Source organism: Treponema socranskii subsp. buccale, assembly GCF_024181585.1.
Taxonomy (GTDB): domain Bacteria; phylum Spirochaetota; class Spirochaetia; order Treponematales; family Treponemataceae; genus Treponema_D; species Treponema_D buccale.
Window position 1 is genome coordinate 25311 of sequence record NZ_CP054258.1, and the last position, 26417, is coordinate 51727.

26 protein-coding genes are annotated in these 26417 nt (G+C 50.2%); 11 read left to right on the plus strand and 15 right to left on the minus strand.

Going from position 1 to position 26417, the window contains the following annotated elements:
- Nucleotides 1-9 precede the first annotated feature (9 nt).
- The 9 genes from HRI97_RS00125 to HRI97_RS00165 form a co-directional block, all read right to left on the minus strand.
- Complete coding sequence (locus tag HRI97_RS00125; protein ID WP_253725883.1) at nucleotides 10-789, minus strand: metal ABC transporter substrate-binding protein; 780 nt, start codon at nucleotides 787-789, stop codon at nucleotides 10-12.
- Nucleotides 790-820: 31 nt separating this feature from the next.
- The gene (gene yfcE / locus HRI97_RS00130; protein ID WP_253725884.1) at nucleotides 821-1405 is read right to left on the minus strand and encodes a phosphodiesterase; all 585 of its coding nucleotides are present in this window, start codon (nucleotides 1403-1405) and stop codon (nucleotides 821-823) included.
- Nucleotides 1406-1528: 123 nt separating this feature from the next.
- Entirely contained in the window at nucleotides 1529-2836 is a 1308-nt protein-coding gene (locus HRI97_RS00135; RefSeq protein ID WP_253725885.1) for a phosphodiester glycosidase family protein, read from the minus strand.
- Nucleotide 2837: 1 nt separating this feature from the next.
- Nucleotides 2838-3725: a carbohydrate ABC transporter permease gene (locus HRI97_RS00140; RefSeq protein ID WP_253725886.1), complete on the minus strand. Its 888-nt coding sequence runs from the start codon at nucleotides 3723-3725 to the stop codon at nucleotides 2838-2840.
- Nucleotides 3726-3768: 43 nt separating this feature from the next.
- Nucleotides 3769-4659 carry a carbohydrate ABC transporter permease gene (locus HRI97_RS00145; protein ID WP_253725887.1) on the minus strand — a complete coding sequence of 297 codons (891 nt, stop codon included), beginning with the start codon at nucleotides 4657-4659 and terminating at the stop codon, nucleotides 3769-3771.
- A 77-nt stretch (nucleotides 4660-4736) separates the two neighbouring features.
- On the minus strand, nucleotides 4737-6053 hold the full coding sequence (locus tag HRI97_RS00150; RefSeq protein ID WP_253725888.1) for an ABC transporter substrate-binding protein: 1317 nt from the start codon (nucleotides 6051-6053) through the stop codon (nucleotides 4737-4739).
- Between the two features lie 183 nt (nucleotides 6054-6236).
- A complete protein-coding gene (locus HRI97_RS00155) occupies nucleotides 6237-7019 on the minus strand; it encodes a TrmH family RNA methyltransferase (RefSeq protein WP_253725890.1) in 783 nt (260 codons plus the stop codon).
- Between the two features lie 134 nt (nucleotides 7020-7153).
- Entirely contained in the window at nucleotides 7154-8176 is a 1023-nt protein-coding gene (locus tag HRI97_RS00160; RefSeq protein WP_253725891.1) for a LacI family DNA-binding transcriptional regulator, read from the minus strand.
- Between the two features lie 109 nt (nucleotides 8177-8285).
- On the minus strand, nucleotides 8286-9797 hold the full coding sequence (locus tag HRI97_RS00165) for an L-fucose/L-arabinose isomerase family protein (RefSeq protein WP_253725893.1): 1512 nt from the start codon (nucleotides 9795-9797) through the stop codon (nucleotides 8286-8288).
- A gap of 233 nt (nucleotides 9798-10030) precedes the next feature.
- Here HRI97_RS00165 and HRI97_RS00170 point away from each other — a divergent pair, with 233 nt between their 5' ends.
- The 8 genes from HRI97_RS00170 (at nucleotide 10031) to HRI97_RS00205 (ending at nucleotide 19807) form a co-directional block, all read left to right on the plus strand.
- Complete coding sequence (locus tag HRI97_RS00170; RefSeq protein ID WP_180487450.1) at nucleotides 10031-11194, plus strand: ABC transporter substrate-binding protein; 1164 nt, start codon at nucleotides 10031-10033, stop codon at nucleotides 11192-11194.
- Nucleotides 11195-11272: 78 nt separating this feature from the next.
- Nucleotides 11273-12178: a branched-chain amino acid ABC transporter permease gene (locus HRI97_RS00175; RefSeq protein ID WP_180487451.1), complete on the plus strand. Its 906-nt coding sequence runs from the start codon at nucleotides 11273-11275 to the stop codon at nucleotides 12176-12178.
- The gene (locus HRI97_RS00180; protein ID WP_253725894.1) at nucleotides 12175-13257 is read left to right on the plus strand and encodes a branched-chain amino acid ABC transporter permease; all 1083 of its coding nucleotides are present in this window, start codon (nucleotides 12175-12177) and stop codon (nucleotides 13255-13257) included. Before HRI97_RS00175 ends, HRI97_RS00180 begins: the two co-directional genes overlap by 4 nt.
- Entirely contained in the window at nucleotides 13257-14051 is a 795-nt protein-coding gene (locus HRI97_RS00185; protein WP_180487453.1) for an ABC transporter ATP-binding protein, read from the plus strand. The genes HRI97_RS00180 and HRI97_RS00185 overlap by 1 nt, the downstream gene beginning before the upstream one ends.
- A complete protein-coding gene (locus HRI97_RS00190) occupies nucleotides 14044-14754 on the plus strand; it encodes an ABC transporter ATP-binding protein (protein ID WP_180487454.1) in 711 nt (236 codons plus the stop codon). The genes HRI97_RS00185 and HRI97_RS00190 overlap by 8 nt, the downstream gene beginning before the upstream one ends.
- A gap of 217 nt (nucleotides 14755-14971) precedes the next feature.
- A complete protein-coding gene (gene ppdK, locus HRI97_RS00195) occupies nucleotides 14972-17857 on the plus strand; it encodes a pyruvate, phosphate dikinase (protein ID WP_253725907.1) in 2886 nt (961 codons plus the stop codon).
- Nucleotides 17858-17988: 131 nt separating this feature from the next.
- Complete coding sequence (locus tag HRI97_RS00200; RefSeq protein ID WP_253725909.1) at nucleotides 17989-18528, plus strand: NUDIX hydrolase; 540 nt, start codon at nucleotides 17989-17991, stop codon at nucleotides 18526-18528.
- Nucleotides 18529-18532: 4 nt separating this feature from the next.
- Nucleotides 18533-19807, plus strand: a complete 1275-nt coding sequence (locus tag HRI97_RS00205; protein ID WP_253725910.1) for an MFS transporter — start codon at nucleotides 18533-18535, stop codon at nucleotides 19805-19807.
- A 71-nt stretch (nucleotides 19808-19878) separates the two neighbouring features.
- On the opposite strand, the gene HRI97_RS00210 is transcribed toward HRI97_RS00205, so the two are convergent.
- Together HRI97_RS00210 and HRI97_RS00215 are read right to left on the minus strand one after the other, a co-directional pair.
- Nucleotides 19879-20382, minus strand: a complete 504-nt coding sequence (locus HRI97_RS00210) for a CAP domain-containing protein (RefSeq protein WP_253725911.1) — start codon at nucleotides 20380-20382, stop codon at nucleotides 19879-19881.
- Nucleotides 20383-20494: 112 nt separating this feature from the next.
- On the minus strand, nucleotides 20495-20902 hold the full coding sequence (locus tag HRI97_RS00215) for a hypothetical protein (protein ID WP_253725912.1): 408 nt from the start codon (nucleotides 20900-20902) through the stop codon (nucleotides 20495-20497).
- A 35-nt stretch (nucleotides 20903-20937) separates the two neighbouring features.
- Between HRI97_RS00215 and HRI97_RS00220 the strand changes: the two genes are divergently transcribed.
- Complete coding sequence (locus HRI97_RS00220; RefSeq protein WP_253725914.1) at nucleotides 20938-23079, plus strand: ATP-dependent helicase; 2142 nt, start codon at nucleotides 20938-20940, stop codon at nucleotides 23077-23079.
- 90 nt (nucleotides 23080-23169) lie between these two features.
- Nucleotides 23170-23505 (plus strand): helix-turn-helix domain-containing protein, encoded by a 336-nt coding sequence (locus HRI97_RS00225; protein WP_253725915.1) that lies wholly within the window; start codon nucleotides 23170-23172, stop codon nucleotides 23503-23505.
- A gap of 46 nt (nucleotides 23506-23551) precedes the next feature.
- Here HRI97_RS00225 and HRI97_RS00230 read toward each other — a convergent pair whose 3' ends face one another.
- Nucleotides 23552-23746, minus strand: a complete 195-nt coding sequence (locus HRI97_RS00230; RefSeq protein ID WP_253725917.1) for a type II toxin-antitoxin system RelB/DinJ family antitoxin — start codon at nucleotides 23744-23746, stop codon at nucleotides 23552-23554.
- Between the two features lie 64 nt (nucleotides 23747-23810).
- Nucleotides 23811-24641: a hypothetical protein gene (locus tag HRI97_RS00235; RefSeq protein ID WP_253725918.1), complete on the minus strand. Its 831-nt coding sequence runs from the start codon at nucleotides 24639-24641 to the stop codon at nucleotides 23811-23813.
- A 223-nt stretch (nucleotides 24642-24864) separates the two neighbouring features.
- Between HRI97_RS00235 and HRI97_RS00240 the strand changes: the two genes are divergently transcribed.
- Nucleotides 24865-25437 carry a flavin reductase family protein gene (locus HRI97_RS00240; protein ID WP_253725920.1) on the plus strand — a complete coding sequence of 191 codons (573 nt, stop codon included), beginning with the start codon at nucleotides 24865-24867 and terminating at the stop codon, nucleotides 25435-25437.
- Between the two features lie 122 nt (nucleotides 25438-25559).
- On the opposite strand, the gene HRI97_RS12560 is transcribed toward HRI97_RS00240, so the two are convergent.
- Entirely contained in the window at nucleotides 25560-25685 is a 126-nt protein-coding gene (locus tag HRI97_RS12560) for a hypothetical protein (RefSeq protein WP_277055230.1), read from the minus strand.
- Between the two features lie 16 nt (nucleotides 25686-25701).
- Nucleotides 25702-26361 (minus strand): epoxyqueuosine reductase QueH, encoded by a 660-nt coding sequence (locus HRI97_RS00245; protein WP_253725921.1) that lies wholly within the window; start codon nucleotides 26359-26361, stop codon nucleotides 25702-25704.
- Nucleotides 26362-26417 lie beyond the last annotated feature (56 nt).

Here is a 26417-nt window from a genome sequence, read left to right on the forward strand (position 1 = left end):
TTTCGGCGTTTACATCGCTTTCATCAGCGCGGCGATATTTTCCCGTATGACGTGCAGCAATGCATTCCGTTCGACTTTGTCGGGGAAGTTTCGCCACACGATATACGCGGCGTTCGGCGCAACTTCGGCAAGCGGACTGCCTACGGGGTTATGCACATTGTCGATGATTATATCGTAGCCGCCGGTTTTTGCGTTTGCGATTTGGTTTGCCGTCACAGCCTCCGGTCCGAATGTCTCCGCAACGGTAAAACCCAAATCGGCGGCGAGGTAGCGCTGGTGTTTGTGGCACAGCACTTTTGCATTCGATTTTCCGCGCCGCTCGATTTCCGCTTTCGCATCCAGGATGGCATTTACATAGAGGGCGAGCCGCACTTTGTTTTTTTCTTCCGTACCCAATCTTTCCGCAATTTTTGCCGTTTCGTTCGTTACCGTTGCAATTGAATTGTTGCTTGCGATGCGCATCATTTTCGTTCCGTCTATAGAATCGCCGAGCGTTTTCATCATTCGTTCAAAACCGGCGTAGATGAAAAGATCGCTTGCCGTGATTTTTTGAATATCGCTCACCGTCACTTCGTATTCCGGCGGATGACGAAGCGTTGCGGGTGCGATCGTTTCGACGTTGTCCGCCCCTGCGATATCGGCAAAAGCGGCTGTCCACGATGTCGATGCGACGATGCGAGTTTTCGGTTCGACTGCGTTTTGTGCGAAGTTCGGTATATCGTTTTTTCCGTTTGCGAAAAGGAGCGCCGCAGATACTATCGGCAGTATAAAAATAATAATTTTTTTCATCGTGTAAAATCCTCTTTCGATTGCGCGCAGCTTATTTACAGGTCATCCGCTTGAGTTCGCGTCCTTCCATATCGTACAGCGCGATTTCGCCTTTTTCGTATACGGCAAATCCCGCAGGAGAGCCGTTTTTCGGAAGCGATGTCGAGCCGGGATTGCATACGAGTACGCCGGCTTGCGTTTTGTACAAGTGCTGTTCGTGGATGTGGCCGAACAGTTCGATATCGTTCGGGGAAAGCGGCGGAACTTTGCTGCCGGCGACAATTGCTTCGTTTGCCGTTTGTTTTGCCGGAGCATAGATGTGCCCGTGCGATGCAAAAATTCTTATACCTTCATCGGCGATGCAGGCGTAATCCGCCGAAATCGGAAAGGCGAGTACCATCTGATCGACTTCGGAGTCGCAGTTTCCGCGGCACGCGATTATGTCGTGCGCGAGCGGGTTGAGCATTTGCGCGACAAGGGCGGGCGCATAATTTTCCGGCAGCGGATTTCTCGGTCCGTGATAGAGCACGTCGCCGAGTAAAATAATTTTATCGCATTTAAGCGCGTGAAAGTGCGCGAGCGCTTTTTCACAAGCCGCGGCGCTTCCGTGAATATCGGACATAATAAAGTATTTCATACACATAAATCATATCGTGCTTGGGGATCTTTGGCAATGTTTTGAAAATCTAATGCGGCATTTTCGAAAATTGATATTTTCTGTAATGCCGCATTTTAAGGAGCGATAGCGTTGCGTGCCGATTTACGATATGACGATGATTCCCGGTACCGGTCGTTCCGCTTCCCGATTGTCGGCCGTTCGATCTTTCAAATGCAAAAACCTCTCGCCGTTTACAAGCAGCTGCGACGATCCGCCTCCGTCCAAATTGACCGAATTTTGAAGACCGATACGGGCGCAGTATGCAGCCGTTTCTTTGAGCGAACAGCCGGGACTTTCTTTTCCTTTTACGTGGCCGTGGATGCTTGCGGCTTCCGCCCAAATTAACACGGGCAAATCGTCTTTATCGGCTCCCAGCACTATCCGTCCGGCTCTTCCGTCGTCCCAGGAAAGGGGATATACCGTCGGCGGAAATGCGGTCATTTTCCCGAATTCGCAAAAAGGGCAGCCGGAAAAATCGACGGCAAGTTTTCCGTTTTCCGTCATCGCAGGTCCGACTTGCAGCGCAAACGCATACGGCGTATCGCTTTGAAAGGAACAGTGCGGATCGGAAACGGCAACGGGCTTTTCCGTTTGAACGGCAAAGCCTCCCATGGGAACGCGAACGGCTCCTCCTTTTTTCGATGCGATGACGCGGCCGTCGGCAACGAGCAATGCGCTTCCGCTGCACGGCGGCGTCATTTCCGTATCGGGGCGTTCAAAAAAAAGACAGTTTTTGCCGTGTACGTACGTTTTGCCGTCTATCGTTACGGACACTTCGGTGAGTTCGGGATGCGCGATCCGTGTTTTTCCGTCAGTATCCACGACGAGTGCGGGACGATGATGCAGCGGCGGCAAAATCATTGTTCCTTTTTGCACGGTCATACCGTAGGGCGTTCCGAAAAGATCGTACGGATTGAGCGCATCGAAAGTGTCCATTAAAAAAAAGTGCGCGTTACATGCTATGTCATGCGTTTTTGCGGCGTCGCTTACGCAGCCGAATCGATTTGAAACCGGCATAGCCCGCGCACCCGCACCCGATCCGTCAGCCGTATCGCAAAAACCCGCTTTTATAACCGCATTCAGCAGGCTTTCGCTTTTCGGATCGCCGCTTTCGATCCACGCGGCGAGGTTTGCCGTCGCATCGTAATAGGTCACGCCGCCGATCGTTCGGGGCATCGAAGCCGTATCGACGGTGTCCGGTACGTGAAAAAAAATCAAGTGTCCGGCTTCTGAGGGGTTTTTCGGAATGATGGCCACGCGATAGAGCTGTGCCAGCGATTTAATAAAATCGGAACGGAACGGAGCTTGTGTAAAGGCGATATCGTTCCAGCCGAATCCCGACACGGTCAAAAACCGCTGAATATTTCCGTCGGGATTGTCGATTTGATCCAAGCGTTTGATGACAGTCATATTATCCTTTGATGCCGGCGTTCATGGAATTTTCGATGATATAACGCTGGCAGAAAATAAATACGATGATCAGCGGCAAAACGGCAAGTACGCCGGCTGCAAGCAGCAAATTCCATTCGCTCGAATATTGACCTTGGAACATCGTAAGTCCGAGCGTAACGGTGTACAGCTCCGTTTTGGCAATGTAGAGCATAGGCCGAAGCAGATCATTCCAGTTGTTCATAAACGCGATGATAAACAGCGTCGCGATCGGCGCGATCGATTGCGGTACGTAAATCATCGTATACATTTGAAGCGAATTCACGCCGTCGATAATCCCTGCATCGAAGAGCGCTTCGGGTACTTGTTCGTAAAATTCTTTCAGCATAAACGTACCGAGCGCGCCGGCAAGGAAAGACGGCACTATCAGGGGAAGATAGGAATCGAGCCAATTCAAGCGCATCATAAGATAGTACTCGGGGATGATCGTAACTTGAACCGGAATCATATACGTGAGCACTAAAAGAGAAAACAGCAGGTTTCTGCTTTTGAAACGCATCCGTGCAAATGCAAAACCGCTGAGTGAACATACGAAAAGCTGTCCTGCCGCGGCAAGCACGACGACAAAAACGGAGTTTAAAATATAGCGTCCGAAATTGTATACGTCCATAACCGTTTTATAGTTGTCCCACATTTGGTCGGTAAACAGCAGATCGGGTATGAATCTCGGCGGATCGGCGAAAATGTTTTTCGCACTCATAAAAGAATTCGACACCATCCAAATGAACGGAAAAATCGAAAGCAGTACAAATAAAATAATCAATGTATATCGTATGATCGGAATGCAGTCTTTTTTGTCCAACACGGTATTCTCCTGATAAAACTTTTTGTCCAAAACGGTAATTTTCAAAAAGCGCCGCTCCCGTTTGAGACGATGCTTTTCCGAATTTTTTTTAATCCCACGGCTGCGCCCAGCGTTTTCTGATGTAAAAATTCAAGACGGTGAAAAACGCGACGATTATCAAAAGGATAAACGCGATCGATTCGGCGAAGCCGACGCGGTAATATATGAATGCGTTTAAGTACACGTCATAGACGAGGGTGTTCGATGCGTTCATCGGTCCGCCGCGCGTCATGGCAAGAATCAATTCGAAGTTTTTAAATGAATCGATGATTGCGATTGTTAAAATAAAAAACGTCGTCGGGCTCAAGAGCGGCAGCGTTATGCGGAAAAAACGCTGCGGTCGGCTTGCACCGTCTATGGTCGCCGCTTCGATCATTTCATGTGATATATTTTGAAGGCCGGCAAGAAACAAAATCATATAGTAACCGGACATTTTCCACACTTGAACGAATGCAACGGTAAACAAAACGAGTTTTTTATCGCCGAGCCAATTCGGCATACTCATAATGCCGACGCTTTTTAAAATAACGGAAAGGAGTCCGTAGTTGGGGCCGAGCAGCCATCGCCAAACGATTCCGACCGCAACCGAAGAAGTGATGACCGGCATGTAAATGGCCGCGCGAAAAAAATTGATGCCTTTTATTTTTACGTTGATAAGGCAGGCAAAAATCAAACCGAACAGCATACCGCCTATTACATAGAAAACGGAAAACTTGAACGTATTGCGGATAACGAGCCATGTGTCGGGATCTTTAAGCGCTTCGATATAGTTTGCGAATCCGTTGAATTTCGGAGATGCGAGCAAATTCCAATCGGAAAAGCTTAAGATAAATGCTGCGACGATCGGCATTAAACGAAATACGAATAAGCCGATGACGGTCGGTAATAAAAAAATCCACGGTGTCCACGGCTTGTGCCATACGAGTGATTTGGAAGACATTATTATATCCTAAATTAATAAATATCGAATAATAAAAAGACGGCATGCAAAGTGACGCATGCCGCCGATAAAATCAATTATTTGTAATAACGGGAAAGAACGACATTGATGTCTTTGGTCGCGGCCGTAATCGCCTGATCCATCGTTCTCTCGCCGTTCAGCGCGCTGTCGATGTAACCGTTTAAGCCCATCGCTTCGTTCGCACGGTAGCCTCTCCATTCGTTCCATCCTTTTGTGTAGGAAGTTTTAAGAGGCTCTCCCGCTTCTTTGTTCAAAAGCTCCATCTCTTTGCCGGGTTGCTGAGCCGGGTCGACGATGCCTTTTGAAAGCGCAATGTTCGACGGAATTTTACCCGCCATATACTGCGACAAATCGATGCCTTCGCCCGCAACGTACTGCATGAATTTCCACGCTTCATCGACATTCTGCGTATTCGGCGACATACAATATGCATCGGGCCAGCCGTAGGTGACGCGCTTCGCTTTGCCTGCGGGTCCGAACGGAACGCGGCTTATACCCCACTTTACGCTGTTGCCGAGCGTTTTGCGGTGATTGTCGACATACCATGAACCGTCGATCCACATTGCACATTTGCCCTGCGGAAAAATATCCTGATTGCGGAATGCGCTCATATCTTTTTGACGGGGTGCGACTTTTTCAACGGCAACGAGCCGGTACAGAAAATTCAGCGCATCGCGCGCGTTGGCATCCGGAGCGAATTTGTTTTTTTGCGCATTGAGCAGGTTGCCGCCGTTCGCATACACCCAGCTTTCGATCTGCGCATAGCGTCCGTAAAACCAAAAGCCCCACTGGTCGACGGCACCGTCATTGTTTTTATCGATCGTCAATTTTTTTGCGGCGGCGAGAAAATCGTCCCGGCTCCAATCTTCCGTCGGATATTTGACGCCTGCCGCGTCAAACATATCCTTGTTATAGTAAAGCACCGCCGTAACGAGCGCGAACGGCAGTGCATAGACGTGATCGCTTTTTGAAATCGCTTTCGTCGCGTCCATCATCGATTTATAAAATTTTTTATCGGTGCCGTCGCGTTTGATAAGCGAATCGAGGTTGTACATGAGGCCGTTTTCCGCCCATTCTTCGAGATAGCCGGAACTCATCGTAAAGACGTCGGGCAGTTTGCGCTGCTGAGCCTGAATGCGGAGTTTCGTCCAATATTCATGTGTATCGATAATGGTATTGTTGATTTTTACGTTCGGATGTTCCGCCTGATACTTTGCAATGATCTGCATATTTTGATCTTTCATGGTCGGATCCCACGTCCACCATTCCAGCGTAACCGGTTTTGCGGAAGAGCTCGTCGTTTCCGAAGCTCCCATTGCAAAAACCGCCGCGCCGATGCTTGCAAGCATGACGGCTAAAACCATTTTTTTCATAACGCCTCCTGAAAAATGAATCGATATGCGTACCGTGTATAATACTGCCGATCGACAGAGAAAAGTTTTGCCGAAAAAGCAGCACTATACGTTTGTTTAATTTTTTTATAGTACTCCATTCCGTATACGCTGTCAATAAATTATTAAGGCGATAAAAATTTTGATAAAAATGTTTACTCTACATCAGTGTCCGTTCGGCCGCTGTATCAGTTCGTATAAAATAATCGATGCCGCCTGTGCGACGTTTAAGCTTTGTATGGCGGGCTCGCTTCCTTCTGTAAATCCCGCAAAGGGGATGATGACGCATTCGTCGCAATTTTTCCGCACGTCATCGGATATGCCGTCCTCTTCGTTGCCGAGCACGATGAGCAGGGGTTTTTCGCCGCGCAGACCGGCGATTTCCGCGAGTGTTTTTTTTGCACGCAAATCGGTGCCGATCCGCAGCATGCGTCCGCGTACCGCTTCCATAAAACGCGCAATCGAATTCGCCGAATAAATCGTAACGAATTCCATACCGCCTTGTGCGATGCGGTAGCTGCTCGTCGTAACGGCCGACTGCGATTCGTCCGCCGGGATAACGATGTTTTTCATACCGAAAAAAGCCGCGCTCCTGACGATTGCGCCGAAATTGTTCGCATTGCCGATGCGGTCGAGCACGAGCACGTTTTCGCCGTTTGCAATCCACTCGTCCGAGACGTCGGAATCGAGCGGTGTGATTTTCGGCATAAAGATCATCGCGACGACGCCCTGATGATGCACGGTTCTGGAAAGTTTTTCCAAATCGGCCGGCTCGACCAAATTGTATATGCCGCGATTTTCTGCAAGCTTTTTGCAAAGGCCGCCGAAAAACGGTGCGGTTTCTTTCGTAAAATACAATCGGCGGATTTTTTTCCAATCTTTTTTTTCGAGCTTTTTTACGGCGGAAAGTCCGCACACGGCGAGTTCGTCGTTTTGTTTGTTTCGCATGAATTTATTGTAGCCGATTGTGCCGCACGTGACAACGCGTTATTTGTCGTATTATTCGTCGTGCGCGAGCGGTGCTGAACGCTTCCGTACCGGCTGCCATTGTCGGCTTGCGTATACCGATGGCTGATCGTGCTCTATATGTTACCGGCGATTTTAATAATCGTCTGTGTGATATAGTCGTCCGGTAATTTTTTCCCTTCTTCCATAAGGTAACCGAATAATCGCATTATGCCGATATATCCCTGCGTTTCCGGTTCTTGACAGATCGTAAAGCCGATGCCGCCTTCCTTGATAATTTTTTTGATTTCCGGCAAATCGTCGAATACGAGCGGTACGATTGAAGAGCGACCGAGCTCTTTTATCGCACGGTATACTCCGGGGACGCCGCCTGCGACGACGAAGACGCCGGTAATTTCGGGATGCTTCGAAAGAATCGTATGCGTGAGTATATATGAATCTTCGTTGCTGTCAAAGGCTTCAACCGTTTTAATAATTTCATATGCAATGCCGTGTTCTGCAAGGCCTGTGCAAAATCCTTTGATTCTGTCGTTGTGTCCGCGTATGTGAAACGACCCGCTTACGATTAATAATTTTTGTTTTTCTTTTGTGATAAGCGACAACATGCCCGCTGCGGTGTATCCCGCTTTTTTGTAGTCGGTGCCGACATAGCAGATTCTTCCGCTGTCGGGGATATCGGTGTTGACGCTTACGACGGGGGTACCGCTCTGCGTGAGCGCAAAGACTTCGCGCTGCACTTCGGGTAAGTCGAGTGTCGTGATGCACATGCCCTTGTAACGTTTTTTTGCCGCTTTTTTTATCGCGGCGATATGCGTTTGCACGTCGAATCCGCGTATGTGAATCAACTCTACACTCACGCCGTAATCTTTGAGCTCCGCTTCGGCCCGCCGAAATCCTTTGATGACATCAGTGAAAAACGGATTGTCTTTGTCGGGGAGCAGGCAGCCGAAGCGGATGGGCTGTTTGCGCGCTGCAAGCGCTTTGCCTGCGCGATTCGGTATGTAGCCCATTGCGTCGACGATACGGCGGATCCGTTTCGCCACTTCAGGATTGACATCCTTTCTGTTGTGAAGTGCGCGGTCGACGGTTCCGCGTGATACGCCGGCTTTTGCTGCAATATCTTTTATCGTGACAGCCATATGTATCCTTTTGTTTTCATTTTATGCATCAATGAACGGCGTACGCCGGCGAACGAAATTTTCGCCGAAAGCATATCTTTATTTTGAAATACTTTCGACATTCAGGCTGTCAATTTTCAAACGGATTTTCATCGCAGTACAGCTGTCCGGCGGGTTTATTGTATGAAATATCCTGTACGCCGAGATAGTCGAATACGGTGAACAGCGCTTTGCCCGCATGTCCGAAGGCTACGGCGCCGTGATGCGGGAACCGTTTTGAAATGAGCACGTGACGGTAAAACCTGCCCATTTCGGGAATCGCAAACACGCCGATGCCGCCGAACGAACGCGTTGCGACGGGGAGCACTTCGCCCTGCGCGATGTACGCGTGCAGCGTCGTGTCCGCAGCGCTCTGAAGTCTGAAAAACGTGATATCGCCGGAATCGATATCACCTTCGAGCGTACCGCGCGTAAAATCGGGTACACTGCCCGACGGTTCGAGCAGGCGATGCTGAATGAGCTGATATTTGACGGCAGGTTTGCTTTTCGGATTTAAACGACAGAACGGCGTATTACCGCAGTGAAATCCCATAAATACATCCGTCGCTTTGTAGGCGTAGGGGAATTTTCCTTTAATATCGTTTTCGTACATATCGGCGGGTACGGAATTGTTGATATCGAGCAGCGTGACCGGAGAGCCCGTCACACAGGTACCGATATATTCGCTGAGCGCGCCGTAGATGTCGACTTCGCACGCAACCGGAATGCCGCGTGTCGCAAGGCGGCTGTTTACATAGCAGGGTTCGAAGCCGAATTCTTTCGGAAACGCCGGCCAGCATTTGTTTGCGAACGCGACGTATTTTCGCGCACCTTTGTTCGCTTCCGCCCAATCGAGCAGCGTAAGTTCAAACTGCGCCATGCGCGGGAGCAGATCGGGAAATCGGTTACCTTCCGTACCCAGTTCGCTTTCCATATCTTTTACGACTTCGGGAATGCGGCCGTCGTCTTTATGCGCGCGGTACGACACGAGCAAATCGAGTTCCGAGTTTTCTTGGATTTCGACGCCGATATCGTAGAGCGTTTTGATCGGCGCGTTGCACGCAAAAAAATCCTGAGGGCGAGGGCCGAACGTGATGATTTTCAAATTTGCGATGCCGATGCACGCACGTGCGACCGGAATAAAATCACACAGCATTTTTGCAATGTCGCAGGCGGTTCCGATCGGATATTCGGGGATGACCGCATTGAGTTTTCGAATCCCGAGATTGTACGAACAGTTGAGCATACCGCAGTACGCGTCTCCTCTCCCGTCGATTAAATCGCCTGCGCGCTCTTCGGCCGCAGCGGCGTACAATACGGGACCTGCGAATTCTTTTGCGATGAGCGTTTCAGGCGTTTCGGGGCCGAAGTTTCCGAGAAATACGCAGAGCGCGTTGCAGCCCGCCTGTTTTACTTCGTCGACGGCTTTGAGCATATCGACTTCGTTTTCGACCGTCGTCTTCGCTTCGTAAATAGTACCGTACTGCGAAAAGGATTCTACGATCGCTTTGCGCCTCCGCTCCGAAAGCGAGATGACAAAACAGTCGCGGCTGACCGCGATGATTCCGAGTTTGACTTCGGGGACATTTGTAATTTTTTTCATAGCTGTGTTCTCCTGTTTACGGAATAATACCGTGCTCGTGCACGGTATTATCGTATCGAATGTATTGTTTTTTATCAATCGGATCGCTTTTTTTCGTAAGAGCAATCGCAGTAAGCGGGCACTTGCATAAAAATCGAATTCGACTATAATTTTCATACAGTAAATCGCCGGAGTTTGTACGCGAATACAAATTTCGGCTTTTTTTGTTCGTCCCATTTTATTTGGAGGAAATTATGAAAAAAATCGGTAAACTCGTCGCCTTCGCAGCGGCCGTTTTTACACTCGGCACCTTTGTTTCATGTACGAAAAAAAACGCTCAGGCGGAAAGCGATACGATTAAAATCGGCGTATTCGAACCGATGACGGGAGCGAATGCGGCGGGCGGCGCCCTTGAGCTCGAAGGCGTCCGTCTTGCAAACGAACTGTATCCGACGGTTACGGCGGGCGGGAAAGAATATAAAGTCGAACTCGTGGTCGCCGACAACAAATCCGATAAAGTCGAAGCGGCGAATGCGGTACAGCGCCTCGTTGACAAAGAAAAAGTAAAGGTTGTACTCGGTTCGTGGGGTTCGGGCTATTCCATCGCAGCGGGTCCCATCGTGCAGGAAGCGAAAGTTCCGGCAATGGGATTGACGTGTACGAATCCCCTCGTTACAAAGGACAATCCGTATTATTTCCGCGTATGCTTTATCGATCCGTTTCAGGGAACCGTTATGGCGACATACGCGAATAAAAATCTCAACGCGAAAACCGCGGTGCTTATCCGTGAAATTTCGAACGATTATTCCGTCGGTCTTGCGAAATTCTTTTCCGACACGTTTAAAAAACTTGCCGGAGAATCGAGCATTCTTGCAGAGCTCAATTACAATACCGGCGATCAGGATTTTACCGCGCAGCTGACGACGATCAAAGCGAGCAATCCCGACGTGATCTTTGCGCCGGGCAATTACACGGAAAGCGCCCTTATCATGAAGCAGGCGAGAGAGCTCGGCATTACTGCACCTTTCCTCGGCGGCGATACGTGGGAAACACCCGAACTCATCGATGTCGGAAAAGATGCCGTTGAAGGCTGTCTTCTTTCTACGGCTTTCGATGCAGGCGGTGCGACGGGCGATCTTGCGAAAACTTTTTTGGCAAAATACGATGAAGAGTATCACAAAGAACCCGCCGCGTTTACGGTTCTCGCTTTTGACGGATATCGCCTTGTTCTCGACGCGATACGTCGGGCCGATTCGATCGACACGACGAAGATTCGCGATGCGATTGCGGCGACGAGCGACTTCGAAGGAGTTGCCGGAAACGTTACGCTCGATGAAAACGGAGACGCGACGAAAAGCGCTTTTATTAAAACGGTAAAAGACGGAAAGTTTACCTATATCACAATCGTAAACCCGTAAGAATTTTTAATAATTAATAATACCTGCCGTAAGGCGGTGCAAAGGTTTTGCGGCAGGTATCGTGTTTCGGAACTGTATATGACACCGGTACTTTTTTTGCAGCATATCGTAAATGCGCTTTCGCTCGGCAGCCTCTACGCGCTCATCGCAATCGGTTATACGATGGTGTACGGCATATTGCGCCTCATCAACTTTGCGCACGGCGATATCTTTATGCTCGGCGGATATTTTGCGTTTTATCTCATCGCGACGTTTTTTTTACCGTGGTGGGTTGCTTTTATCGTTGCGATTTCGCTGACGGCTCTGCTCGGGATCGGACTTGAACGGGTCGCCTACCGGCCGCTTCGCGATTCGCCGAAAATTTCCGTTATGATAAGCGCTATCGGCGCTTCGTTTTTGATCGAAAACTTGGCGACCGTCGTTTTCGGCGGACGGCAAAAAGGTTTTCCCGTTCCCGATATTTTTAATAAATTGTTTACGTTCGGTTCGTCGAAAAACGCGGTTACCGTCGTTGCAATCAGCGCAGTCATTCCGATTGTGACGGCCGTACTCCTCGTGTTGCTGCTTTGGGTCGTCAATAAAACGAAGACGGGTATGGCGATGCGTGCGGTTTCGACCGATTTGGATGCGGCACGGCTTCAGGCGATCGACGTCGATAAAACGATTTCTTTTACGTTCGGAATCGGTTCGCTCATGGCTGCCATCGGCGGCATCCTGTGGGCGTTAAAATATCCTCAGCTGAATCCGACGATGGGTATCATGCCGGGACTCAAGTGTTTTATCGCAGCGGTGCTCGGCGGCATCGGCAATATAGGAGGAGCGGTGCTCGGCGGTTTTTTGCTCGGCTTTCTCGAAATCATGATAATCGCGTTTTTGCCGGCGCTTACCGGCTACCGCGACGCGTTTGCGTTTATCGTGCTTATCCTCGTGCTGCTCTTTAAGCCTGCGGGGCTGCTCGGAAAAAACCAAGTGGAAAAAGTATGAGCGCGGCAGTCATAACAATCGATAAAAAGAAAAAAACGATATTGACCGTGTGTGCGGCTGTGCTTGCGCTTGCGTTCATCGCCGCAGCCGATGTTTTTTTCGATAATTTTACGCTGCGCGTTTTCAATCTCTGCGCAATCTATATCGTCCTTGCGCTTTCGCTCAATTTATTAAACGGTTTTACCGGCATTTTTTCGCTCGGACATGCGGGTTTTATGGCGATCGGCGCGTATGTTTCGGCGCTTTTGACGATGAGTCCCGCGCAAAAAGAAATGAATTTTTACCTTGCGCCGATTATACAACCGCTTGCAGGCGTTCAGATTCCGTTTTTGCCGGCCCTTTTGCTTGCAGGCTTGGCCGCCGCGCTCTTTGCTTTTTTGATCGGACTTCCGGTGCTGCGTCTGCACGACGATTATCTCGCGATTGCCTCTCTCGGTTTTGCGGAAATCATCCGCGTCGTCATTACGAATTTGCAGCGAGTGACGAACGGCGCGCTCGGTTTAAAAGGCTTACCGAAGTATTCGACGACCTACGTCGTGTGGGGCTGCGCGATCCTCGCAATCGTCTTTACGGTTGCGCTTATCAATTCCGCTTTCGGCAGTTCGCTTAAAGCGATCCGCGACAACGAAATCGCGGCGGAAGCGATGGGTATCAACGTTGCAAAAGTTAAAACGATCAGTTTTATCATGTCGGGTTTTATGGCGGGAATCGGAGGCGCTTTGCTCGGGCATCTCATGCAGACAATCGATCCGCGTATGTTCGTGTTCGGCCTCACGTACAATATCCTGCTCATCGTCGTGCTCGGCGGAAACGGCAGCATTACGGGTTCGGTCATCGCATCGATCGTCGTCACCGTGTGCATGGAAATGCTGCGCTTTCTCGACGGTCCGCTCAATTTCGTTTTCGTCAAAACAAACGGTTTGCCCGGACTGCGCATGGTCGTCTTTTCGCTTTTGCTTATGATCGTCGTCATCTATCGGCAGCGCGGTCTCATGGGCACGAACGAATTTTCCTGGGATTATCTTGCAAAGATCGGACTTGTGCCGAAGTTGAAAAATCGAAAAACGGGAGGCCGCTGATGCTGCAGTGCATTCACACGACGATACAGTTCGGCGGACTCACGGCGGTTCGGGATTTGAATCTCAAAGTCGATGACGGCGAAATCGTCGGCTTGATAGGGCCGAACGGAGCGGGCAAAACGACCGCGTTCAATATGATCACCGGCGTGTATAAACCGACCGGCGGCGGCATCTTTTGGGACGATACCGATATCGTAAAATTGAAGCCGCATCAAATCACCGAACTCGGACTTGCGCGTACGTTTCAAAATATCAGGCTGTTCGGCGAAATGAGCGTGCTTGAAAACGTCACGGTTGCGGGAAATCTGCGTGCGCACTTCAGCGTATTCGAATCGGTGCTGCATTTGCCGGGATACCGACACCGCGCTCAAAAAGTCAAAGAACATGCGCTCGATCTCCTCGATCAGGTCAATTTAAAAAAACACGCGTACGACAGTGCGACGAGTTTGCCTTACGGCGAACAGCGCCGCCTTGAAATCGTGCGCGCGCTTGCGACGCGGCCGAAACTGCTCCTGCTCGACGAACCGGCGGCGGGGATGAATCCCCAGGAATCGGAAGAGCTGATGGTTTTTATTAAAAAAATCAGAAACGATTTCGGTATTTCGATTTTATTAATCGAACATCATATGCAGGTCGTTATGGGAATCTGCGACAGAATGTATGTGCTCGAATACGGTAATACGATTGCCGAAGGAACGCCGAAAGAGATAAGCTCGAATCAAAAAGTGATCGACGCGTATTTGGGTACGGAAAACGAATTCTTCGACGGAGATGCGGAGGGCGGCGATGCTTGAGCTTACGAACGTTGAAGTATATTACGGGGGCATTCACGCGCTGCAAGGGATTTCGATCGAAGTTCCCGACGGAAAAATCGTATCGCTGATCGGCGCGAACGGAGCGGGAAAATCGACGACGCTCAATTCGATCGTCGGATTGGTAAAACCGCAATCGGGTTCCATCGCGTGGAACGGAAAAGAGCTGACCGCACTCGGAACAAAGCGCATCGTTTCGGATGGCGTCGTGCTCGTGCCGGAAGGGCGCCGTATTTTCCCCAACCTCACGACGTGGGAAAACATTACGCTCGGCGCTTATCACCGAAGCGATAAAGCGGGTATAGAAAGAGACCGCGATATGGTGTATGAACTTTTTCCGAGATTAAAAGAACGCGCGAAACAAAATGCGGGAACGCTCTCCGGGGGAGAGCAGCAGATGCTCGCCGTCGCGCGCGGTCTTATGGCGCGTCCGAAATTGTTTATGCTCGACGAACCGTCGCTCGGGCTTGCCCCGCTCATCATCAAAGATATTTTCGATACGATTCGTAAAATAAACGCGGAGGGTACGACCGTGCTGCTCGTCGAACAGAATGCGCGCGCCGCGCTCAAAATCGCCGACGCGGCGTACGTTATGGAAACGGGGCGGATCACGCTTTCAGGTACGGGAAAAGAGCTGCTCGCCGATACGCGCATCAAAGAAGCGTATTTGGGCGGCGCAAAATAAACGTATCGTCCGAAACGGCAAATGCGCTTCAAATCGTCGAAAACAATCGCGCTCTTCGCATCGTTTGCGCCGCGAGTTTGCCGGGCAAACAGGTGTCGAAAAAACGGTGCGCAGCACTGCGTTAATAATTATCGCACGGACAACCGCATTGACAGGGCAGGCGATTACTTGTATTATTTTCTTATCTTATCTCTCGATCCTTATATGGAGTTATTACATGGCAAAGACAAAACTCGTTTATTTTTTCGGCAACAAAAAAGCCGAAGGCAACGCCGATATGCGTGCGGAACTCGGAGGCAAAGGTGCGAACCTTGCCGAAATGACGAATATCGGTGTTCCGGTTCCGCCGGGATTCACCATTTCAACCGATGTGTGCAAGATGTACTACGATAATGACAGAAAGTATCCGAAAGAACTGTATTCCGACGTCGCGGCAAATCTTGCAAAGCTCGAACGCGCGTTCGGTAAAAAACTCGGCGCTCCGGACGATCCGCTGCTCGTTTCCGTCCGCTCGGGTGCGGCGAGCTCCATGCCCGGTATGATGGACACGATCCTCAACCTCGGCCTCAACGACAAATCGGTGCTCGGTCTTGCAAAAAAGACGAATAATCCGCGCTTTGCGTGGGATGCGTACCGCCGCTTTATTCAAATGTTCGGCGACGTCGCGATGGGCGTTCCGCATGAAGAATTCGAAAAAATTCTTTCGGAAGCGAAAGCCCGCGCGGGTAAAAAACTCGACAACGAACTCGATACGTCGGAGCTTCAAGACATCGTCGCAAAATACAAAGCGCTGTATCAAAAGACGACGGGAACGGAATTCCCGCAGGATCCGGAAAAGCAGATGTGGCACGCGATCAACGCGGTTTTCGGTTCGTGGATGAATGCGCGCGCGATCAAGTACCGCGAGCTCAATAATATCAAAGGATTGAAGGGAACGGCCGTCACCGTTATGGCGATGGTGTTCGGCAATATGGGCAACGATTCCGGCACGGGCGTGTGCTTCAGCCGCAGCCCCTCGACCGGCGAAAACAAATTCTTCGGCGAATATTTGATGAACGCGCAGGGCGAAGACGTCGTCGCCGGTATCCGCACGCCGCAGGAAATCAGTCAGCTGAAAAAAGACAATCCGAAAGTCTACGACGAACTCATCAAAATCCGCAACAATCTCGAAAAGCACTATCACGATATGCAGGATATGGAATTCACCGTTCAGCAGGGCAAGCTCTATATGCTCCAGTGCCGCAACGGTAAACGCACCGGTCCTGCCGCGGTCAAAATGGCCGTCGATATGGTCGGCGAAAAACTTATCACGAAGGAAGAAGCGATCCTCCGCGTGGATGCGGATCAAATCGACCAGCTGCTTCACCCGATGATCGACAAAGACGCTGCAAAACGCGCAGGCGTCATTGCGAGCGGTTTGAACGCTTCTCCGGGAGCGGGCTGCGGTCAAATCGTGTTTACGGCAGACGAAGCGGAAAAGCTTGCAAAAGAAGGCAAAAAAGTGCTGCTCGTCCGCAAAGAGACGAGCCCCGACGATATCGCCGGTATGGCGGCCGCTCAAGGCATCCTCACCGCGACGGGCGGACGCACGTCGCACGCGGCTGTCGTCGCGCGCCAGATGGGCAAACCCTGCGTTTCGGGCGTCGAAGCGATCCGTTTTTCAAACGGCGCCATCACCGTCAACGGCAAATCGTACCGGCAGGGTGACTGGCTTACGATCGACGGTTCGACGGGCAACGTATACGCCGGACAGATCCCGACAAAAGAGCCGCAGATCACCGGCGACTTCGGCACCTTTATGAAATGGTGCGACGAAGTCCGCAACGGATCCGTCCGCAAAGTCGGCAAATCGACGATCAAAGGTTTCGGCGTCCGCGCAAATGCCGACCAGCCCGATCAGGCGCAGGCCGCGTTTAACTTCGGTGCGGAAGGCGTCGGTCTCTGCCGTACGGAACACATGTTCTTCGATCCCGCGAAGCTCGTGTACTTCCAGGCGATGATCGCATCCGATACGACGAGTGCCCGCGAAAAAGCGCTTGCGAAAATCATGCCGCTGCAGAAAAAAGATTTTTCCGGCATCTTTGACGCGATGAAGGGCAAGCCCGTCATCATTCGCTTCCTCGATCCGCCGCTTCACGAATTTATTCCGAAAGATGAAGAGGGAACGCGCAAAGTGCAGCAAGTGCTGAAAGAAGAAGGCATTGACGTGTCGGTTGAAACGCTTACCGCGCGCTTCAACGCACTGAAAGAGTTCAACCCGATGCTCGGTCACCGCGGCTGCCGTCTCACGATCACCTATCCTGAAATTTATAAAATGCAGACGGAAGCCGTTACGCTTGCAGCGATCGAATGCAAAAAGCGCGGCATCCCCGTCCGCCCGATGATTATGATCCCGATCGTGTGCGAACCGAACGAGCTTGCGACGATCCGCAAAGAATGCGAAGAAGTCATCGAAAAAGTCGAAAAAGAGAGCGGTATGAAAGTCGCAATTGAAATCGGTACGATGATCGAAGTCCCGCGCGCGGCGCTCCTTTCCGGAGAGATCGCGAAGGTTGCGGATTTCTACAGTTTCGGTTCGAACGATTTGACGCAGTTGACCTTCGGTTTCAGCCGCGACGATGCGGGCAAATTCCTCGGCGCGTACTACCATCGCAACATCCTCGACGACGATCCGTTTAAGACGCTCGACGAAAAGGGTGTCGGCAAACTCATGGCAATGGCGGTTACGGACGCGCGCGAAGTTAAACCGGAAATGCACCTCGGTATCTGCGGTGAACACGGAGGCGATCCTGCGACGATCGACTTCTGCTATCGCGTCGGTCTCGATTACGTTTCGTGCTCGCCTTACCGCGTACCGATCGCACGCCTTTCGGCGGCGCAAGCGGTTATCCGTGCGGCAAAGGCGAAAAAAGCTGCCGCTAAAAAACCGGCTGCAAAAAAAGCTCCGGCAAAAAAGAGTACCGCAAAGACGGTAAAAAAAGCCGCACAGAAAAAAGTCGCGGCAAAACCGGCAAAAAAAACAACGGCGAAAAAAACCGCCGCTAACAAACCGACTGCAAAAAAACCGGTCGCGAAGAAAACCGCTAAAAAAGCAAAAAAATAATCTAAGCTGTATGTGACAGCGGAAACCGTCCGGTAAGCGCGAAAGCAAAATGCCGGGCGGTTTTTTTATGCAGCGGTTGCAGTGCAATTGCCGGTTTTAAAATCAAACGGAAGCATGCGGAGGTACGTGAAATGGAACTTATCGAACAAAAAATTTCTTCCGAAGAGTTGTATAAAAGCGCATCGTATTCCTTTCGCGTCGATTCGGTTCGTTTACCTGACGGAAAAACGGGGACGCGCGAAGTGGTAAAGCATCCCGGCGGCGTTGCGGTTTTAGCGATCGACGACGGTAAAGTCGCACTTGTCCGGCAATACCGATACGCTATCGATCGGATTACGACGGAAATACCCGCCGGCAAGCTCGATAAAATTCCCGGAGAAAAGCCTGTCGATGCGGCGCGCCGCGAATTACGGGAAGAAACGGGCTGCATTGCGGATTCTATGGAATACCTCGGCATGATGTATCCGTCGCCGGGAATTATTACGGAAACGCTTTACATCTTTTATGCGCGCCGCCTTCAAAAAACGCGGCAGGAGCTGGATGACGACGAATTTCTCAATGTCGAATGGCTTCCGGTCGATACGCTGCTCAAACAAATCGGTGACGGAGAGATAAACGATTGCAAAGCGATTTGCGCTTGCATGTTTGCGCACCTTAAAGGTATATTGTGAAAACATGATACACGTATTGCTCGCGGTTATCTATATCGCATTTATCAGTCTCGGTTTGCCGGATGCGCTGCTCGGTTCCGCATGGCCGGTTATGTATCGCGAATTCGGCGTAAACGTTTCTTACGCCGGTATCATTTCGATGATCATCGCTTTTGGAACCGTCGTTTCGAGTTTGCAGAGCGATCGATTGACGAAAAAATTCGGAACCGGACGGGTGACCGCCGCGAGCGTCGCGCTGACCGCGTTCGCGCTTTTCGGTTTTTCGCTTTCGCATTCGTTTTATGCGCTCGTCTTTTTGGCGCTTCCGTACGGACTCGGTGCGGGCAGCGTGGATGCGTCGCTGAATAATTACGTCGCGCTTCATTACAAAAGCCGTCACATGAGCTGGCTGCACTGTATGTGGGGAGTAGGAGCGGCGGCCGGTCCCTACGTTATGGGTTTTGCGCTTGCACACGGGAACACGTGGAATGCGGGTTATCGCGCGATTGCGGTACTGCAAACCGCGCTTACTGCCCTTCTCGTCTTCAGTTTGCCGCTTTGGAAACGAAACGATATAAGCGCAGCCGAGCGGATATCCGGAGCAGCGCAGGCTTCCGTATCCGATATACGCCCATCCGTGCCGAAGACGACGGAGTCTTCCGCATTCGATACGTCGAAAGCTTCATCACTCGATTCGGCCGATACCCGTCCGCTTTCGCTTAAAGAAATTATTAATTTACCCGGCGCAAAAGCGGTGATGCTTTCATTCTTTTGTTATTCCGCGGTGGAACAGACGAGCGGCCTTTGGGCGGCGAGCTATGCGGTTTTGCACAACGGCGTTTCAGCGGATGTCGCGGCGCGCTATGCGAGCTTCGTCTACCTAGGCATTACCGCAGGCCGCGCGCTCGCCGGTTTTATTTCGATGTATTTGAACGATACGCAGATGGTGAGGCTCGGCGAAATCGTTATCCTTGCCGGAGTGATATTGCTCTTTGTGCCGTTCGGAAATACGTTTACACTTTCGGGTTTCGCGCTTATAGGGCTCGGCTGTGCGCCCGTTTTTCCGAGCCTCATCCATGCAACGCCGCATCATTTCGGGGCAAATAAATCGCAGGCGGTTATCGGTGTACAAATGGCAAGCGCGTATATCGGCACTTGCGCTCTGCCGCCGCTCTTCGGTTTTCTCGCCGACAAATTCGGCATCTCGCTTTTGCCTGTATACGTGCTGCTGTTTTGCCTTCTCATGATCGCGTCTCACGAGCGGCTCGTACGGCTGACAAAACGTGTAAATAAAATTTAATAATTAATTAAAATGCCGAGCTTCGAAAGTATTTTTAGATAGCGCTGTGCGTTCGGCGACGCTCCGTCCGTTCAGCCGATAAAATCCTGAACGCACATAAAACGATATATTGTATGCGTTCCGCAGCCGATACCGACGTGCGTATAAGCACGGCTTAAAATATTTTTGCGATGCCCGCGGTCCGGATCGCTATTGTCTTCCAAAAGTCGGATGACGATCGTCCTCGCATCGTCGTGGCCGTAAGAGATATTTTCACCCCAAGTATGCGGATACAAGCCGTGTTTATGGATCCGTTCTCCCACATTCCCGTGTCCGACACCTCCGCCTGCTCCTTGCAAGCGAACCCATTCTTTTGCCGCAAGCGTAAGTCTTTTATTGAGTTTCAAAGGATTCAGCGACTTCATTACTGTCATCTCGTTAATACATTCCGTCATGGCAGTACTGGGATTTTCACCGGCATACGGTTCCAAACGAGTTTTTACGTATTGCGCCGGCTGTGTGTGCGCAAAATTGATTTCGTCAAGCACGTCATTTTCCAGTTTGGCAAAATAAGCGGCATTGGGATCTTCCGCCATATTTCCGCATGATATCGATATCGCCGCAAGCAGCAAAGCGGCCGCGAATATTTTAATAATTTTTACGATATGTTTCGTTTTCGGATTTTTCATATATATACCTCCATGTATTTTATTTTTTTATTTTCGCGGCGATCATCGCACCGCACGCGAGTACGAATAAAAACGCAAGATAGATGACGACGATGTATGCCGCCGCGTCGGGCGCAATAAAGAACATGATACCCGTTACGATAGTGAGAACACCGAGTGCGAGCGATGCGCTTCCGGCAGCTTTTCCGAGCCGCTTTTTGTCGCCGAGAGATGCGAGATATTTTTTCGAAAGCATGTAGGCTCCGGTTACGGTAAACGCCGCTCCCGCTCCGATAAAGAGTACAAAGAGCACAAGCAGTTTCGTGTGCGATACAATCATACCGTTACTATACAGTATTTTCAGCTGCACTGCCATATCGGCACCTTTGCCGGCGGCTGCATTGTCGCAGTTCCGTACCGTCGTTATGCCGCGGCCGCCGGTTGTCACGGGAGCGCTTTTGATTTAGACTGCATACCGACAGTATGGAATCGATTCTTTTATCGCTCAACGATGAACAGAAGGCATCCGTCATGCAGACGGAAGGGCGCGTGCGCGTCATCGCGGGAGCGGGTACGGGCAAAACGAGAGCGCTGACGTCGCGCTACTGCTACCTCGTCGACGAAGCGGGCATCGCTCCCGGCAATATTTTGTGCGCGACTTTTACAAACCGTGCCGCAAACGAAATGAAACAGCGCGTGCGTAAGCGGCTCGGAGATGTCGATTTGGGATATATCTGCACGTTCCACGCGTTTTGCGTTCAGCTGTTAAAAGAAGACATCAGCGTTTTAAACTACCCGAAAAATTTCGTCATCATGGATACGGAAGATGAGCGCGATATTTTGCTGCGCATCTTTTCCGATATGCACATTACGATGCGGGAGATGACGGTGCAAAGCGCGATCGACGAAGTGCTCGAAGCGAAAAAAATGCGCGCCGACACGTATATCGACGATATCTACCGCATGAACAACGAACAGCTTCGCGAACGTTTCAATTTTATCAAAGACCGCCGCGATGAAATTTTTGCACGCTATATCTACGAGCAGAAAAAAATCTTCGGTCTCGACTTCAACGATTTAATAAATTTTACGACGTATATCCTCGAACATTTTCCCGCCGTGCGCGAAAAATGGCAGGCACGCATGCAGTACGTCATGGTCGACGAATTTCAGGACGTAAGCAAAAAGCAGTACAAAATCGCACAGACACTTTCCGGAAAGCACGGAAACCTCTACATCGTCGGCGATCCCGATCAAACGATCTATTCGTGGCGCGGCTCGCACGTAAGACTCTTTTTCGATTTCGATAAAACTTATCCCGATGCGAAAACGTTTTTGCTTTCGAAAAATTACCGCTCGACGCCGGAAATCATCAAAGCATCCGATACGCTGATCGAAAAAAATACCGTACGGTATCAAAAGACGCTTACGGCGGAAAAGGCGGCGGGCGTCAAACCGATTTTTTGCCATTGTAAAAGCGAAGGCGAAGAAGCGCTTTGGATTTTTAATAAAATCGATGAGCTTGCAAAACGCGGCGCAGCCTACGGCGACATCGCGGTCTTATATCGCGCACACTATCTTTCCCGCGCGATCGAAGAAACGTTTATCGATAAGCGCGTACCCTATAAATTTTACAGCGGTATAGAATTTTACAGCCGCAGGGAAATCAAAGATATCGTGTGCTATCTCCGCATGATCACGTCCGGTGACGACGTCGCGTTTTTGCGCACGGTTAATATGCCGTCGAGGAAAATCGGCAAAACGAAAATAGATGCGCTGCGGACTCTTGCCGAACAAAACGGTACGGCGCTGTACGACGAACTTAAAAGAAATATCGATACGTCGCTTTTTGCAGGTACCGGAGCGCGCGCATACGTCGAAGCGATAGAAACGCTTCGCGCATCGTATACCGCCCTTCCGCTCGGTACGCTGCTGCAGGCGGTTATGGACAGGTCGGGCTACGAAGCATACTTGCGTTTGCAAAACGATCAGGACAGACTCGACAATGTCGCCGAATTCCGCCGTGCGGTGGAAAAAGCGGGACAGGACGACGACGCGAGCCTGGAAGATTTTCTATCGCACATTGCGCTCTTTACCGATTTGGACAGGGAAGAAAATCGAAGTAATGTCAAACTCATGACGATCCACGCGGCAAAAGGCATGGAGTTCCCGTATGTGTTTGTCTGCGGTCTGAACGAAGGCGTGTTTCCGTCGCGTAAAACGCTCTCGCTCGACGATATGGAAGAGGAACGGAGGATCGCGTATGTCGCGATGACACGTGCGAAAGACGCGCTCTTTTTGTCGGATGCGGAAGGGACGGCGAACGACAACCTCTTTAAACAGCCGTCGCGTTTTATTTTCGATGCGGGACTCGAAAACCTCACGCTTGAAAGAGAACTCGACGAATCGCTTGTCGTGCAGACGAAAACGCTCATCGATTACAGTGAAGCGCAGCTCAAACGGATCGGCACACCCTACGAAGAAGGCACACGCGTACGCCATCCGATTTTCGGCTTCGGCACCGTCGTTTCGGTAAGCAAAAAAGCCGGCTGTTACGGCATCGCGTTCGATTCGATGCAAACCGAGCGGAGCATCCGCTTCGGTGCGGAATTGCAGGCGCTCTGATGAGGCGCGTAGGGGGATTGAAAAATATCGTATTTCCAAAATTACCTCTAAAAACTGCAGTTTTTAGAGGTTCACTTTATATTATTTCTTTTGCAAAACACTCTTCAAATTTTATTTTCATTTCTATTATATTCGGAAAATATCAGACGTTTTAGGTTATCAAAAAAGCTGACACAGGAACGGCTGGCGGAACGTGCCGGCATAACAAGCGCATATATAAGCGAAATTGAAAATCAAAAAAAAGTCGGTAAATTTGAAACGATAGCTTCGCTTGCGAATGCGCTTGAAGTTGAACCGTATGAACTTTTCCTGGAATCAGGCAGTGTACAAGCCTACAACGACAAACGAACGAAAGCGTTGATGAACCGTCTTCGTAACAATTTTAACGAGCTTGTAGATACGATAGAAGAGTTCTTAACGGAATAACAGTCTTATGAGGCTTGAAAATTGACGCGCGTACAAAAGCATCCCGTTATCGCTTGCGAGCGGCATCGATTTCGGTATTGATTTCTTCAAGATTCATGTCGGAAATACCGTTTTCGGCAACGCTGCGCTTAAAAAAAATACGTACTGCTGTCGATAAATCGAGCCCCGGATTTTCATAGACGGCAGCCGCATCGTCTTTCAATTTTTCATCAACACGGATTTGGACCAATGTACTTGCCATACTCAACCCTTATTACAGTATTATACTGTTTTTTTTATAAGCCGCGGGCGAACTCTTACTTCTGTTATAAGGATTCCCTGTCGGCTTCCTTAAAAAAATCAAGCGCAGTCGGAAACTGTTCCCACAGTATTTTATTATCGCGGGCATACAGCGCCGCTTCGTCTTCGCTGCCCATAGCGATATATTCGTTTTCCTCACCGGAAACGTTTTTTTTGCCGAGCAGATAAGCCGGAACAAAAGGATTACGTTCTTTCGCTTTTTTGTATGCCCGCGCGATTGTCTTTTTGTCCGAATTGTTTTCCGCGAACAACAGCAACAGTGCCCCGTAAATCATTTCAACACCGGCATCGTCAGGGTGTGCTTTAAGCAGTTTTCGCGCGGCAACAAAATCTTTCATCGCAATGAACAGATTGATAAGCCGATAACGGATTCCGAGATTATCGTTCGGACAAAGGCGCAGCATATATTGCATAGTTTCCGCCGCGTTATTTTTATCGATATCGAGCAAAGCATCGGCATAGTACCAAAGAGCTCGCATATAGGGACGTGTTTCCAAAACACCGTAAAAGATGCCTTCGTTTTCTTTAAAGTACGATGCATCGTGTGTGCTTTCAAAACTCTTTTTCGCTTTTAACGCATAGCGGAGTTTATCTTCCGCATTTGAAGATTCGGAAGCAAGAATACAATAGGCATCGGTGCAGTTTTCGTCATACTGCAACGCTTCTTTTACAAGCCGCTCCCGTTCCTTTTTGCCTCGCACCGTTGAACTGTCGATATCCCATGCCGTCCAGCAGATATCTTGTGCGATTTCGGCGGGATCGGTAAGAGGCAATCCTAATTCGTTCTTATACGTTGCTGCGGTTTTAGTCGATTTTGTTTTCTTTTTTGCCGGCATAGTCTTTCCTTCTGCGTTCTTATATTTATTAATTGAAATATGATACTGTATCATATCATAACTTTCAGATAATGTCCTCGATACCCGATTCCCCCTTCGTTGACAAAGCCTCCTTTCGGTGATAGTGTTTTTATCCGGTGAGATACGGTAAACGGCGGGCCGAAAGACTGTCGTCGTTTTTATCAAAGCTTGCGATTTTCCGCAAAAATTACAGAGGCTTAGTATGAAAAAAGATTTAGGCGTTCATCCCTATGTGTTTCCCATGCCGGTGCTTATGGTTGCGACGTACAACGAAGACGGCAGCGTCGACGTCATGAATATGGCGTGGGGCGGTATGTGCGCGGAAAATATGGTCGCGCTCAATCTCGATGAATCGCACAAAACGTCCGAAAATATCAAAAAGAGAAACGCTTTTACGCTCAGCATTGCGGATCTCGACAATATCGAAGCGGCCGATTTTTTCGGCATCGCGTCGTGCAATACGATGCCCGACAAATTCGAACGTACGGGATTGCATGCGTATAAAAGCCGAAAAGTGGACGCTCCCGTCGTCGAAGAATTCCCGCTCACGCTCGAATGCAAAGTCGCGGCGATCGAACACGGCGTGTGCGGCTTCCGCGTCGTCGGTGAAATCGTCAATGTCATCGCGGACGAAAAAATTCTCGACGCAAAAAACAAAATCGATCCTGAAAAAATCAATGCGTTCGTATTCGACCAATTCCAAAACGGTTATTACCGCATCGGTGAAAAAGTCGGGCAGGCGTGGAAGAGCGGCGCCGATCTGATGAAAAAATAAACGCGGTTTCGGAAGCGCGTGCCCGTTCAATGCACGTGCTTTTCCGATCCCCGCAGCCGGTATGCATTCTTCCAAATCTGTTGCAGTTTTCGCGATGTTTGTTTTTTATTAATTATTAATTTTCAGGGCGTGTCCCTCGCTCCGCTCGGGCCGGGCTTTTCGAGGTTCCGCGCTTTCGCGCTCCATTCCTCCGCTCGCGCATCGCTCGCTTCGGAACTTTCGCCTCTCCAATCCCTCACGCACGACAAGCGGAACCGCCGTCGTTCAATGTGCTCTCGTATTTTCGAGCGAATACTTACAGCCGCAATAGTCCTGCCGGTACATGCCGTATTCTTTGCTGATTTCGAGACTGCGTTTAAAACCGTTTCGCTTTTTAAAATCGCTTGTGAGAAAGCGCGGGCCTCCTGATGCTTCGAGCATCGCACCGATACCGTTGATTTTATCCGCGTCTTTAAACGGGCTGATCGAAAGCGTCGTCGTAAACCAATCGAAAGAGTGCGCACGGGCGTATTCGTATGCGCGCTTCATACGCAGTTCATAGCATCGTCTGCACCGTTCCCCGCGTTCGGCTTCGGAAGCGAGTTCGGGATTTTCGGCTGCGCGCACGGCCTCTTCGAATTCGCGTACATCGTAATCCGCACGTATGAGCCGAACGCGGTTTTCGAGCGCCGGCGGAAATTGCGGTAAAAAAGTTTCGAGTTCGTGTAAGCGCCGCTCGTATTCTTTTTGCGGATGGATATTCGGATTGTAATAATAAATCGAAATGTCGAAATACGATGCGAGGTATTCGATGACATAAGACGAGCACGGAGCGCAGCATGCGTGGAGGAGCAGCGAAGGCTTTACTGCAGGCGCTCCCGCTCTTTCTTCCGCTGAGATGCGGTCGAGGATGCCGTCGAGTTCCGATTGATAATTACGCTTCATCGCCTTCGATTATAGCACTTGCCGACAGACGCTCGCAATACGATACGCCTACGCCG